This is a genomic window from Chryseobacterium sp. SIMBA_029, assembly GCF_046535275.1.
Classification (GTDB): Bacteria; Bacteroidota; Bacteroidia; order Flavobacteriales; family Weeksellaceae; genus Chryseobacterium.
This window is the reverse complement of the sequence record NZ_JAWRXA010000004.1, coordinates 430,462-443,828: the sequence shown is the minus strand read 5'-3', so window position 1 is coordinate 443,828 and position 13,367 is coordinate 430,462. Positions and strand designations below refer to the sequence as shown.

The 13,367-nt window shown below is 32.9% G+C and carries 18 protein-coding genes; 3 read left to right on the top strand and 15 right to left on the bottom strand.

The genetic code is table 11. The annotated features are described in order from the left end of the window. Positions 1–58: 58 nt before the first annotated feature. The 6 genes from SB679_RS09850 to SB679_RS09825 form a co-directional block, all read right to left on the bottom strand. Positions 59–553, bottom strand: coding sequence for a hypothetical protein (locus tag SB679_RS09850; RefSeq protein WP_410702075.1), 495 nt, complete (start codon positions 551–553; stop codon positions 59–61). Then, a complete protein-coding gene (locus SB679_RS09845) occupies positions 534–1,094 on the bottom strand; it encodes a hypothetical protein (RefSeq protein ID WP_410702074.1) in 561 nt (186 codons plus the stop codon). Before SB679_RS09845 ends, SB679_RS09850 begins: the two co-directional genes overlap by 20 nt. A 189-nt stretch (positions 1,095–1,283) precedes the next feature. Continuing rightward, the gene (locus tag SB679_RS09840; RefSeq protein WP_410702073.1) at positions 1,284–1,919 is read right to left on the bottom strand and encodes a hypothetical protein; all 636 of its coding nucleotides are present in this window, start codon (positions 1,917–1,919) and stop codon (positions 1,284–1,286) included. Between the two features lie 281 nt (positions 1,920–2,200). Continuing rightward, positions 2,201–2,629 carry a hypothetical protein gene (locus SB679_RS09835; protein ID WP_410702072.1) on the bottom strand — a complete coding sequence of 143 codons (429 nt, stop codon included), beginning with the start codon at positions 2,627–2,629 and terminating at the stop codon, positions 2,201–2,203. 175 nt (positions 2,630–2,804) lie between these two features. Then, positions 2,805–3,419, bottom strand: a complete 615-nt coding sequence (locus tag SB679_RS09830) for a hypothetical protein (protein ID WP_410702071.1) — start codon at positions 3,417–3,419, stop codon at positions 2,805–2,807. 47 nt (positions 3,420–3,466) lie between these two features. Beyond that, positions 3,467–4,267: a hypothetical protein gene (locus SB679_RS09825; protein WP_410702070.1), complete on the bottom strand. Its 801-nt coding sequence runs from the start codon at positions 4,265–4,267 to the stop codon at positions 3,467–3,469. Positions 4,268–4,730: 463 nt separating this feature from the next. On the opposite strand from SB679_RS09825, the gene SB679_RS09820 reads away from it, so the two are divergent. Beyond that, positions 4,731–5,033 carry a hypothetical protein gene (locus SB679_RS09820; RefSeq protein WP_410702069.1) on the top strand — a complete coding sequence of 101 codons (303 nt, stop codon included), beginning with the start codon at positions 4,731–4,733 and terminating at the stop codon, positions 5,031–5,033. 99 nt (positions 5,034–5,132) lie between these two features. Further along, positions 5,133–5,840, top strand: a complete 708-nt coding sequence (locus SB679_RS09815; protein WP_410702068.1) for a hypothetical protein — start codon at positions 5,133–5,135, stop codon at positions 5,838–5,840. A 72-nt stretch (positions 5,841–5,912) separates the two neighbouring features. Here the strand turns inward: SB679_RS09815 and SB679_RS09810 are convergent, their stop codons facing one another. The 7 genes from SB679_RS09810 to SB679_RS09780 form a co-directional block, all read right to left on the bottom strand. Continuing rightward, complete coding sequence (locus tag SB679_RS09810) at positions 5,913–6,419, bottom strand: GNAT family N-acetyltransferase (RefSeq protein ID WP_410702103.1); 507 nt, start codon at positions 6,417–6,419, stop codon at positions 5,913–5,915. Positions 6,420–6,493: 74 nt separating this feature from the next. Beyond that, a complete protein-coding gene (locus SB679_RS09805; RefSeq protein ID WP_410702067.1) occupies positions 6,494–7,057 on the bottom strand; it encodes a transporter substrate-binding domain-containing protein in 564 nt (187 codons plus the stop codon). Positions 7,058–7,065: 8 nt separating this feature from the next. Next, on the bottom strand, positions 7,066–7,263 hold the full coding sequence (locus tag SB679_RS09800; protein ID WP_410702066.1) for a hypothetical protein: 198 nt from the start codon (positions 7,261–7,263) through the stop codon (positions 7,066–7,068). 473 nt (positions 7,264–7,736) lie between these two features. Then, positions 7,737–8,171, bottom strand: coding sequence for a helix-turn-helix domain-containing protein (locus tag SB679_RS09795; RefSeq protein WP_410702065.1), 435 nt, complete (start codon positions 8,169–8,171; stop codon positions 7,737–7,739). Positions 8,172–8,279: 108 nt separating this feature from the next. Further along, entirely contained in the window at positions 8,280–8,969 is a 690-nt protein-coding gene (locus SB679_RS09790; protein ID WP_410702064.1) for a hypothetical protein, read from the bottom strand. 15 nt (positions 8,970–8,984) lie between these two features. Then, on the bottom strand, positions 8,985–9,578 hold the full coding sequence (locus SB679_RS09785; RefSeq protein ID WP_410702063.1) for a hypothetical protein: 594 nt from the start codon (positions 9,576–9,578) through the stop codon (positions 8,985–8,987). A gap of 49 nt (positions 9,579–9,627) precedes the next feature. Continuing rightward, positions 9,628–10,263 (bottom strand): hypothetical protein, encoded by a 636-nt coding sequence (locus SB679_RS09780; protein WP_410702062.1) that lies wholly within the window; start codon positions 10,261–10,263, stop codon positions 9,628–9,630. A 454-nt stretch (positions 10,264–10,717) separates the two neighbouring features. Here SB679_RS09780 and SB679_RS09775 point away from each other — a divergent pair, with 454 nt between their 5' ends. Continuing rightward, positions 10,718–12,169 carry a tetratricopeptide repeat protein gene (locus SB679_RS09775; protein WP_410702061.1) on the top strand — a complete coding sequence of 484 codons (1,452 nt, stop codon included), beginning with the start codon at positions 10,718–10,720 and terminating at the stop codon, positions 12,167–12,169. A gap of 116 nt (positions 12,170–12,285) precedes the next feature. On the opposite strand, the gene SB679_RS09770 is transcribed toward SB679_RS09775, so the two are convergent. Both SB679_RS09770 and SB679_RS09765 read right to left on the bottom strand, forming a co-directional pair. After that, positions 12,286–12,624, bottom strand: coding sequence for a darcynin family protein (locus tag SB679_RS09770; RefSeq protein WP_410702060.1), 339 nt, complete (start codon positions 12,622–12,624; stop codon positions 12,286–12,288). 79 nt (positions 12,625–12,703) lie between these two features. Continuing rightward, on the bottom strand, positions 12,704–13,279 hold the full coding sequence (locus SB679_RS09765) for a Crp/Fnr family transcriptional regulator (RefSeq protein ID WP_410702059.1): 576 nt from the start codon (positions 13,277–13,279) through the stop codon (positions 12,704–12,706). Positions 13,280–13,367: the final 88 nt, after the last annotated feature.

The following is a 13,367-nucleotide window of genomic DNA, read 5'->3' as shown; positions in this document are numbered from 1 at the left end:
TATATATTAAAATTAAGGGCTGGATTTCACTCAAAAACCAGTTCTGATCAAATGAAAATTACGGATTCGTTGACTGGTTTATATTCCGGTTTTTTAAAAAATTTGCCCGGGACCTTAATAAGAAAATAATTAGGCTTCCCAGCCAAAAAGCATAGCCAATGCCAGGAAACATTCTTATTATATCCAATGAACCTCCCCCACCTCCTACAACTCCCATGTTTGCCTGAAAAGCGTGTGCGTTCACCATAAAAATCAAAGCTAGAAATACGGCGATAGAAATAAATATCAAAGACAATGTAAGATTTCTTCTCTTAAACCATGATAATAAAAGAAAAACATTTGCCCACCAACTAATACCGTCCCAGCTAAAAGCCTCACTCCAACCCAATAAAAGGTACCAAATTCCAGCATCATTAAAACTGATACTCCCTTCATTGTATACAGGAATAGGAACAGGCAGCAACAAGCTGATAATAAAACAAGCTATTCCGATATACTTCAAATCTTTATCCTTTGTTTGAAGATTCATGTTGCTATTTATATTCCAGTACATCTTCAATTAAAAAAGCATTTCCGGAAGGAACTACTCTAATCTCTCTCTTATAATCAATCTTAGCATCTGTATCTGTAATTATTGTTTCAAACAGATAAGAATTTCCAATTTTTTTCTTGAAAATACAACGGGTCACTTCTATAAACCCGTACTCACCGTTCGAGACCAGATAACCTGTACCAATACCTGCATATTCACAGTTAAAATCTTTAGCCCATTTCTTCTTAAACTCTTTCAAGGTCATTCTCCAATCCATTCCCACCTCTATGGCATCATTCTTATAGGCCATATATTTGTCAGTATAAATTTCTTTATGCTTACCCTCGGCTTCTTCATTGGTATTTTCTGCAAGGCCATTGGCCTTATTGAGTGTACTGGCAACAACATGAATGATCCAGTTTTTCGCTTTTTCAATATCTTTAGATTCTTTTACGGCATTTTGCTCAACGGCCGACTTATTACCTGTGTTCTTTTTCTGTGCATGAGCCTCAGTAACTGTTCCCAGTGTCATAATCACAGCTGTTATTAAAAATCTATTCATCTTTTTAAATTTAGTAGTATTTCTATTGTAATTCAATTACCAATTCTCACGTAGGTTCCGTGTAAAGTTATATCAGAACCATTAAATCCGCAGTTACTTAAATAATCCTTAAACATTTTAATCCTTTTAAAGCCTACCAATAAAGGTATTTTTTATCTCTAAGACGTGTTGTCTGGGGAGCTATCTGATTTAATATTTATTTAGATTAAAAAAAGTACTCTTATCACCAAACTTAACTTGAAGTATCTGATATTCTCTTTTTTGGACTTTATAGATTCCTGTTAGCCAAACATATTTTAAAATGTCAGTACTTTCCGGACTGGTGCTTCTGGTGGATGATAAAGAAAGATGAAGAGTATCATTGGTCGTTTTATATTCTGAAACAATATCATAATAAGAATAATTTGACGGCGGCTGAGTAACTATTAAGATCAGGTCACGCCTGAAATCAGTAGCCGCAATACTATCTTTATTACGCTTTTTATCATATGAAATATTATCTATTTTGTCCAACTCAGCTTTATCATGTACAAGGAAAAAACTTGTATTATCATAAACGGGCGGCAATTTATTGACTGCTAATGAATCTGAATTTAAGAGTACTTCTGCACTGTCCGCATGATTTTCCTGAGCTGAGTTGATACTTGAATTATTATAAGATTTCATGAAAGTTGAACCCAGACTTTCTGTATATGGTGGAATATCACTGATCATTGTAAAAAATAACGGAACCGTTTTTTCTTCCACCTTACTTTCCATTTTTTTATTACAACCCATCAATAATAGTATAGTAGTTAAGATCTTATAATACTTGTTTATTTTCATATTTATTCCAATTTGTGTTTATGAATTTGTGTTGCGAATAAGCCTACTGCTGTTATAAGAAAACCGATAGAAATCAGGAAAAAAATCAACAATAAAAAGAATTTATTAGGTACTTTCAATGAATTCTTTCTTTTAAACAACTGAGGATTTGTGAAGCCTGTTAAGCCTAAAAAAAAGAATGCTGTACTCAATAGTAAAGTAATCATTATACAAGGTCCGGTGAAGTCCAAATTCATTTGTCTTTTATTATTTATTCTTTTAAAAAGCTGATCGGGAAAGATCTATTCTTCTATTGCCAAACCTGCTAATATTGCTTTAATAGCATACTTATCTGCCAGGAGCTTATCTCTGAAGTCTTCGTGATTCTTATAGATTTTATGTAGGTTTAGAAAAGCTTCGCTATAATTCAGGTGAGCAGCTTCCTCGAAACGCTTAATAGCAAGTGGTATATTAATTTCCATTTCTGTTCCGGATTCTGCGTAGACGCCTAATTGCCAGACGGCATAACCCTGATCATCATCAATGGCTGCTTTTAACAGATAAGGTAATGCTTTATCTGTATAATCAAATAATAGTAACCCAGTTAGTTCTTGATTTGAATAAATATAGGTTTGCAAATCTGCCTTATTGGCTTCCTCGATACTATTTCCATTAAAAGTATAAACCATATCATCTTTTAAACAATAAGCATCGTTTCCTCTTAAGATCATTCTATCGGAACTTTTAATTCGCTCATAGTCTCGTACCGCTGCTTTTTGTTACCCCAATACCGCTGATTGACTTTGGAATTAACTGGCTGAGTGGTTTGTTTTGGGCAGACCTAAAATTTCTTTTTTATAAATTCATTAAAATAAGGCAGACAGATTTCATTTTTTCATTCGTTTCTCATTTTGCTTCTGAAGCAGTAGCTACTTCTGAAAGGCCAGTAGGTCGGTACATATAATTTACCGGAGTACTATTTCCTTCTTCAGAATAGAATCCCGGTTCTCCTATACCCTTTATGATTCCGTCTTTTATACTTTTAAAATCAATCCGCCTTTCCGCGAGACCACCCCCTCTATTAAATGAATATTTATATTCAAGAATACCACCATTATTGATAAAAATAGCATAGTATGCATTCCAACCACCCTGTCGTCCTTCTATAGAAAAGGGCCTAATAGCATCATCCAAATGATCATCATTCAAATCACCAATCAGAATCGGATTTTCCCAATCAAAAATAGTCCCGTCTAGCTTATCCTGGTAATTAAAATTCAATTCTTTACTGAACTTGGCCGTTTTTATTGTTTTATTAAAAGCAACCAATACTAGCTTATAATCAATAATAGGCACTTCCTTATTTTCTAAAAGAGTATCCTTCTGTTTTTTTATAACAGTGCGATTGGTATGAACGGTATCGGTGATTTTCTTATTTTGCTGACTTGTCTTTTCATTGGGACTGCAGCTTAAAATAGTTACAGCCAATAGTAATGAAAAGTATACTTTTTTTAAGTGCATATACTAAAGGTTTAATAAAGCGTTTTGTTTAGTACCCTATTCTATAATTATTTTTTTTGATCTTCCTGATTCAGTTCTTCCTGAATTTCCACCATAGCTTTGGTCCGGGCAGATTTTAAGCTTCCTTTTTTTTCGCCTTCATCCCAGGTTTTAAAAGCTTTTTCTTTTAATCCCAATACATAATAATAGCTTCCTAGTACCGTGTATCCTTCAGGTTCTCCAAGCTCTATTATTCTCTCAGATAATAAGATTAATTCCGGATGTGCTTTTAATTTTTTTGAAGGAATTTTTCCGGGATCGCTCAGAAGGTCTGGTGTATATTCCATCATCTTCAACCCAAAAAGGTTCATGCAGGCTTTAGCTAAGCCTTTTTGACACAGTTTCTCATTAATTTCATTGGTTTTGCCAGACACCAAAGCATCAAAATCAAGACCGGATTTAGATGACTTTTTTGTCTTGTCATAATATTCTGCTAAAAGTTCAGCCTTCTTCTTCGCATCTATGGGATTGAGCCTGTTATTAATAGATGTACTATCTTTTCTAGGACTCCATACTCCTTTCTCTACCCAATTTGAAATACCGATGAGTTTGTCTTTTTTAATTTTGAAAATAAATATGCTTTTATCCGGATAAATAATCAGGCTGTCATTTCTTGTGAAAAAATCACCATAATCCATATCCGCTATTAAAACTTTTCCATTCCCATCAAAGCTAAAGCTAAAGCTGCTATAAAGGGTTTTGTCATTATCTGCTCCGTAATATCCATGAAGAGCATTGTCTGCCCCTTGTGCTGATAAAACACAACCGTATACCATTAATAACAATCGAAATAATTTGTTTTTCTTCATCGGTAAAATATCATATTTTGCATTTTTTGATAGCAGTACAAAGAACTGTTTTAATTAGGGGTTTCGGCTTGACAAAAATCAAGAACTTACAATATGCTTGTTTCTTAATTTCAATGGTATTTTTCTTTTTCAGAAGAAACATGAAGTTTTAGTTATTTTAATAAATTAAATACTGCTAATCAATACTTAATACAAAAGTATGTAAAACTACTATTTCAGAAAATCCCTGCTTCCAGCTAATTTATGTAATTATAATTCCCAGATAAAGATGGACTGTGATCGAAATAAATCAGCATTGAAATATGCCTACATCAAATACATTTTTGAAAATTTTAATAATTTCTTGGATAAAAGAAAAGACATTGATTTTCAAATGTTTGTTAAAGTTAAGTTTGGTGCTTAGTTTTTTTATAAGTTTACTCTACCAAATTTCAACAGATCTGTAACCGATAATATTATGTCCATGAACAAAACCAATAAAAAATTAATTTTAAGATTAGCTTTTCTTGTTGTTCCTTTTGGCATCTTGACTATGGTACTGCATGATGGGCAGTCTGGCGGACAGACTGGTGGCGGAGCCTATGATTTGTCAGGCCTTGTTTACGGTTTAGTACTTTTTGCCTGTATTGCCGTATGGATGCTGTGGATGCTTATCGCTTGTTTGCTCAGCAAAACACCGCTCGACCGAAAGATGTATCTTAAACTGCTTCTAATCGGAATTGTGGCGCTTGTTGCCGCTTATTTTGTTACCCCGCAAATGTTTTAGAAATTATTACCACATCAGGCAATTGTCCCCTATTAATTGGAGAAAGCGATAACCGAGTTAAGATTTATTAACTTTAATTATTTAATTATAATTACTATTATGAGAAAAACATCAATCACACTACTCTTACTGTCCATATTATTTTTTTCCTGCCAACAGCAAAAAAAGGATGAGGATGTTGCTGTAAAAGATGAGGATATAAAAAGTCCCGAAGAAATGGTAAAACCATTTTTCGCTGATAACTATCCCCTTACAGACAATATGTTTGGAAAAGCAACTTCGAACAGACCAGTCATCACAGCCCACTTACGTTCTGAAAATACTGCATGGTTTACCAATGACAGCATCAAGCAGTCATTAATGTTTATTTTGTTTTCTGATAATTCAAGAATCCTTACAGCGTGTTTTGACAATGACAATATTCCTGGTGAAGTATTCTCAAAAATGGATTTCAACGACAATAATAATTACACCGCAAGTGAAGAAAACCGCCTGCTTTACTACAAGGAGTTTTTTAAAAGTGCGAAAAAAATCGACAAAAAATATTTTACCTCAAACATGGGATTTCAAATAGGTGATGCAAAAGAGAAAGCTATTAACAAGTATGGTAAGCCGGACAGCATAAAAATAGTAGAAGGTTTTGAGAAATATTACTGGAATCCCGCAGGTGCACAAATTACCCGGCAAAATGTCCCTGAAAAGAATTTATTACTGATCGATGAAAAGAAGCAATTCATTACCATGTATTTTAAAAACAATAAGTTAGCAACGATGATTCTCGATAATACGCCAAGGTCTGAACAATAATTTTTATAATCTACGCTTTAAGGATCGTCGTCATCATTTTAAAAAGTTTTTATCTGAACCTTAACCACAATATTATACTCCCATCTCAAACAAACTTACAGTCGCATTATTATAATGTGCCGGAAGCCCTGCGGTATCTTTGAGTTTTGATAATCCCAAAAAATCAAAACCACATTTTGTATAATAAGAGATTAGTCCTGGATTATCTCCAACCGTATCAAGACGAATAAACTTTTTGCCGTTGGTTAATGCATATTGTTTACCCCATTCCACTATTTTTTGAACGAGATTCTGTCCTCTGAAATCAGGATTTGTTGCTATACGGTGAATGTAAACTGCGGGATCACTGTTTCGTTCCCCCCAAATTTTTGGGTCGCTAAATGTGGTTGCCCAAACGCAGGCAATCTGATCATTGATAACAATTTTCCACTGACGGCTTTCTGCTATTTCCGTTTCAACAAGTCTTCTTTCAAATTCAGGCCAATGAACAGTAAATCTTGTTTTCTGAAAATCAGTCGCAATTTTATATAACCTGAATATTTCTTCTATATCGTTAAGTGTGCTATTTTGTATTTCCATCATTTTAGTATTTAATTATAGCTAAGTAGTCTCAAATTATAACATCAGTATTATTATTCTGTAAAGATGCGTTCTCATTCCGTGCCTCTGTTCGCTAAAACAGCATCTATCTCTACTGCTGAGATTCCGTATTTCGCCATTTTCGAGCGGTGGCCTTCTGAACCTAAATATTTAAGAAGTTGCTCATTTACCTTTTGCTTAAGTTGTTGATTATCCTTGCTAAATGAAAAGGCGCCAACAGAAACGTCATTCTCACCTTTGCTCTTAAGAGGAACTGCGTGCAATCCTGGGTTCACTTCGACGATAGCATTATTTCCAACTGCTGTAGCTGCGAATGCATCAATTTTTCCTGATAGCAATGCGGTTATTAACTCATCTTGATTTTTAAACATTGTGATTTGGTTGTCGATAACACCTGCTGATTTTGCCTTATCAAATTGAACTTGGCCGGGAATAAGCCCTAATTTGGCATCAATTCTCATTGCGACAGCTTCATAACTTACCAGTTTTTTAGGGTTTCCATGCTTTACAACCAGCCCATCGCCCAATGCCCATACAGGAACGCTAAAATCAACTTCTTTCGCCCGTTCAGCAGTTATAAAAATTGGTACATTGATATCCCATCTCCCTGTCTGCACACCAGGTATTAGCGCTTCAAAAGTTGTAAGATGATATTCGATAGATGATATACCAATTTCCCAAGTACTGTATCAAGCAACTCAATATCTGCGCCTTTTACTGTCCCATCTTTTTCTCTCCAGTAAAAAGGTGGTTCATTTATATAGGCGACATATATTTTTTTGTTCTTGTCTAAAATGTGGGATTGGAAATCTTTTGCATCCATAACTTTAAAGTTTGTAAGTTAAATGAGATTACAAAATTATGGATTGAATTAATACTGCAACAGATACAGATTACATATATTTTAAGGTAACAGATAGATTAATCATAAATTAACTTTGAAATTTAAAAAGTTTGCATAAAGTAATAAGCTCGTTGTCTGCTGCTCTTCCCAAAGCCCTGAATAGCTGCTATGGACATAATTTGTATAATTTCCTTTTGATGGATTTTATTTTAAAATGAAAAGTTTAAAAATGGGGAAAGGTCTGTTACTGCAGCTCGCTTCCGGCAGCCCGCCGTTACGCTAAATTTCCGTTTGAAGAAATCGGAAGATACCGCTTCAAGACGGTTTATCAACAAGGGACCGTTTACACAATAACCTGATTATTAACCTGTTATTCTCGGTCAATCCAGTCGGTAATCTGATCGCGAAATACAATTTCAATGATTTCTTATTTTTTTTAAAATTAAGTCTATTTATCCTTTGTACTTCATTATCCACTTATATAGTGTGCTTTTAGGTATTCCATATTCATCGATAATCTGTTTTCTAGTTTTTTCACCAGATTCTACCAATTCTACGATAAACATTATGATACCTATATTGTAAATGTTTTTTCTAAATACCGGAATTGCGGACGATTTTTTTTTATCCTTTACATATTCGGTACATGCAATAGAAGCATATAATATCAAATGCTCCGAATAAATTCTAAAAAAATCATATTCCAGGAGTTTACTCAATTGGAGGAGGATTTCCGAATTCAAAATCTTGGATTGATAAATCTCATCAACTTGTGCTTCAGAACGATTGAGAAAATTACACATTTGAGATTTATTTATTTTTTGTTCTAATACTCTTTGATATATTAATGATCCTATATGGATATCCTTTAGATCAATCGAAGCCATTATTTAATACTTTTCTTTTTTGAATATTACTTTGAACACTATATTGATAATTCATCCAGTGGGTACATTTTAAATGCCTAAAAATATAATCGAACTAGCTCAGAGAAATTAAAATCCAGAAGGTTTAGGAATACTTTGAGAACTTCCATTTGCCCCGTTAAGATCAATATTTATATCAGTAATATTTTGTTTTGTAATTAATCTTTTATAGACCATAATATAAAACATCAGAGTGAAGTTATTGTATGTTGTTGAAGGGTTAGTGTTGTTTGTGTAATCAATCAAAGTACTATTTGCGAAGATGGCTTTAATATGCCAAGTACCATTATTTTTATACATCCTTATATCCGGTGACCCCTGCTTCGAATCATTTGCTCCCTGAGTACCTACATAGTCTAATGTTACATAATTATCTCCATTAGCAAGACTGAATGAGTAATTATGGATAACAGCAAGAAAATTATTGGCGTCTATCTTTGTATCATAATCTGTAATTCCTGACTTTGGAACTCCTGTCAGTATCAATTTCATATAATTAAAAAGAGCGCTATTGCCTATGCTAGGATCATAAAGTTGCAAAGACGTATTAGACACATTGTCGGAAGTAACCAAAAAATGGCCTCCCGTAGTTGTGGGCTCTCCCGGATTTCTTAGATACAAAGAATTAGTGTATGTTTTTCCATTTACATCCAGTTTCTCCACTGGATTACTGGTATTAATACCTACATTTCCGCTTTGAGCAACAAATACTGTAAGGAATGAAAAGGAAAGAAATATTGTAAAAAATTTAGTTTTCATCAGTTTATATTTTATTTATTGAAGTCCCGCAGGTGTAGTAGTAGAAACACCTTTATAAGAAGATGCAGAAGATACAGATCCTGCATAATTTCCCCAATCTTTCACTAATACCTTTTCATAAACTACTAACGACAGATTCCATGTTCCGTTTTGGGAAGAAGTCGTTCCTCCACCTTTAAAATCAAGATTTATTGCATGATAAGTATTTGAACCTACTGTAACTTTGGTAACTTCATTATAGTAAGCACCATATGACCCATCTGAATTTCGATTTAAAGCAGCTCCACTGAACACAGCACCTACAATAGCCACGACATATTTACTAACTTCCAAATTTGTATTGAGATTAACTACTTCATCCTGCTGTACATTTTGAATTGTTATATTATACATATTTACAGGAGCTACATTTCGTAATGAAACATCAAGTTTTTTAACTTTCCCTACTGGTGTCGTATCTGTAGATCTGGTCAAAAGGTAATAATTGTCAGTTGAAATGGAATTTACACCATCTATTAGATAAGAATCACCAAGGGTTCTTCCGTTTACATCTAATGTTCCCTGCGGATTTGAGGTGTTAATTCCTACTTGTGCTTTAAAGTTTATCACAAGAAAAGTTAAGACAGCTACTAATATTTTTATTTTCATTCGTGTAAGTTTAAAATTGAATTAATGCTGAAGTTGCAGCTCCTGTTGCAGAACCTCCCAGATTTTGGGAGACATTAAATTCTTTGGCGTATGCTTTGTCGAAAACCAATAAATTGATAGTCCAAACACCTGCAGCTGATGTAGAAGGGGGATGAAATCCTTGAAAGTCTGCTTTCAGTTTCCATGTATTATTTGAGTTATAAGCATAAATCTGCGGAAGCGGAGTAACCCAGTCCGGCAAATTACCTTGTAGTATAGGCTGAGTGAATCCAAATGAGGAGATCACTACAAGAAATTTATTCGAATTGATTTTAGTATCATATTCATTGATCCAGTCTTTGTCATCTACATCACATGTAATTTGAAATTGGATCTGGTTTATGGGAGCAGGATTTACAGGCAAAAAACTGTTATTATATGTTGTGATTTTATTTTCAGGACTTGGTGATTTTATAAGATATGTATAATTTTCTGTTGCTCCTAGACTTTCTATCTCATCCTTTAGTATGATTCCCAACGTTTTCACACTCCCATTGATATGAAGTTCGGTTTCTGGATTAGTCGTATTTATCCCAACTGATTTATTTTGAGCATATACTATATGGGCGGAAAAGGCAAGAACAATTAAGATGTAATTTTTTTTCATCATTCGCGTTTTAATTTCTGAGTGTTTATTCTGATATGAAAAATGTTTTTAGGGGCTAGTAATTTTTTAATTGAAAAAATTAATTTAAGCTCAACCTTGAGTAAATAGATGAATCAAAATCATCTACAAATTATTTCTTAATATGAGGGATCCAAAGAAATAATAATTCTCTTTTATTTACAAAAAAGAACATACTACATAGATACTCAATCATACAAACAGCTGATAATCAAACTATTTAATATTAACTAAATCTAATAACAGCAAAAACACTTTGGAGGTTTAATTAAAAAGAGTTGTTAAAAAAACTAGTTTACCAAATCAAATTTATATGTTTTGAGAATGAGAAATATATTCGACACATAATATTTAACTTAAAAAAAATTAAGTGTAATGGAAATTAAGAATATCATTGTATCATTGTATCATTGTATCATTGTATCATTTAACTATAATGAAATTCTGCTATCTCCTATTTGTAACTTTTTCTTTACATTTTTCATCTCAAACATTTAGTGAAATTGAAAAGAAAATTAAAGACGCTCCACATCTGATTTCAGAAGGTAAGAAAGATGAGTTTATTCATGTTATGAATGAAGTCATTCTAAGCTCTGTAAAGGTAGGATATCCATATGGAGTGGCCAGTGGCTATTACGGCAAAGCATATATTGCTCATGTAAACAGAGATTATAGTAACAGTATAAACTTTGCTAAGCTTTCAGAATCGGAAAATCTTAAAACGGAGTATTCAAAATTAAAAACCGATAACTACCATTTATTAGCACAAGAATATGCAGAACTAGAATTAAATGAAGAAGCAATAAGATATTACAGAAAAATGATCATCTCATCCAAAGCAATTCCTGACAAAATTAAATCAATTTATAATGAAAATATTGCTTACAATGATCTCGCGTCTATTTATCACTTCAATAAAAACGAAGATTCCGCTTATTATTATACACAGAAAATATACAATAATTTGCATGATCATCATGACCTGGATGAAAAGCTCAATATTCTTTTAGCAAAGGCAACCGCTGCTTTATCACTGATCAATAAATCGAAAGGGGAAAAAGATTCGGCGGATTATTACATGAATAAGTCTATCACACAGCTACCTAAAAAATTCACTAATAACTCTAAAACATCTAACCTATTTGGCCATTTAGCATCAGTTTATGGCAGTCAGGCGGAATTCGCCAAGGCAAAAAAATATGTTGATTTATACACTGAAAATTCAGAAAAAAACAAAATTTTATACGACATAAAAATTGCGTATAAATTAAATTCTGAAATATCAGATGAGACTGGTTCAAGCAGACAGGCGTATAAATATCTAAAAAAATACGTTGAAGTAAGCGATAGTATCAATAAAATTGATAAAAATAATATCAACAAAATATTTGATAAGGATATTCAGGAAAAGAAAAAACGGATAAAAGAGGAAATTACCTATTCAAGATATTTATTAATTATTATTATTTTAATCGTTTTGACATTGAGCTGTGGAGCCTATTTTATAAAAGGGTATCTTAAAAAGAAAGACAATAAAAAGAAGAATATTATTGTTGAAAAGGAAGTTGAAATTAAAAATTTAGAATCTAAAGTTAATGCTGCTTTTGAAGAAATTATTTCTTTGGCAAAAAGTAACTCTCCTAATTTTTTAATACGTTTTAGAGAAGTTCACCCTAGTTTTTGCGATAAAATCATTGAAATCTATCCTGAAATCCAAAATTCTGAACTTATATTTTGTGCTTATATCCGATTAAATTTTACAACAAAAGAGATTGCAAATTCTATTTTTGTCACACCTAAAACCGTACAAATGAGAAAATATAGACTAAGAAAAAAACTAAATATACCATCTGATATAGATATATATATGTGGATGAATAGTTTTTAATAAAAGACAGAAGAATCTGTCTTTTCGGTTAGTGTGGTTTTAACACAAGCGCAAAAGCTTCTCGGTTTGACGATACTTAGACTGTAATTTATCCTTCTTGATTTGCTAAAAAATTCTTATGCGCTTACATCCTGAATGTCCATTGAACCCCGAAATTTATTTGGAACACCGATAATTAAATCTTTTACCTCAAAATATGGTTTTGCAAATGTTTTGGACTCCCGTAGATATCCCATCAGATAACCAAACTGTTCAAGACTGTCAGTTTCAACAATCATAAAATCAGAAACAGATGCATTCGTAAAATCGCTATCAAATAATTTTACATTACATGTTCGTTTGAATTTTTTAAAGATCCCGTTTAATTCTTTGTCAACAAAAGTATCACGCTCAGTTCTCGATAAAGAAAGCCATTGACTGGTTGCATTCACCAAAATGATTATTGCATAGTTCATAACTCTATAGTTTGAAAATTGTTTTATTTTGTAAAACTACAGCCCTGCTATTTAGAAAGCATTTACATATGTAAAGAAATTAACTGCTTGTCATTTTTTTTCTGATTCGGCTTAGCTGTGTTGGTGTAATACCCAAATAAGAAGCAATATGATACTGGGGAATTAATTGCTCTAATGTGGCAAACTGTTTTTGAAAGATCTGGTATCTTTTATCTGCATCCAATAAAACAATTTCAATCTCCCTCTCCTCTTTATTAACGAAGTGGGTTTCTGCTAATTTTCTCTCTAGTCTTTCAAGATCCTGGCAAGTATCATAGAGTTTCGAAAATGAAGCATAATCCGCAACAAGGATATCGCAATCGGTCAAAGCCTGCTGCAAAATATGATTTGATTTTCCCGATATAAGAGATGAATAACCCCCAATAAAGCATGGCGAGGTAAAAAAATGTTTATTGTATTCTATCCCATTCTCATTTCTGTAGAAGGCTCTTATAACACCTTTTTCTAAAAACCCGATTGTAGTGGCTACCTGCCGATCTTCCAAAAAATAACCGCCCTTTTTAAGTTTTATTTCAGTAAACAAAGGGCACAACCTTTCCCAAGTACTTTCTTTAATCGTGTGTAGCGTGTTTAAAAAGTTTTGAAGTTCTATCATTTATGGGCATTTTTTTAAATTCTTTTTCACCTTCAACTTGTGTGTTGTGTATTATGTGGTTCTTCATGTTGCACTATTACTAAGCCGA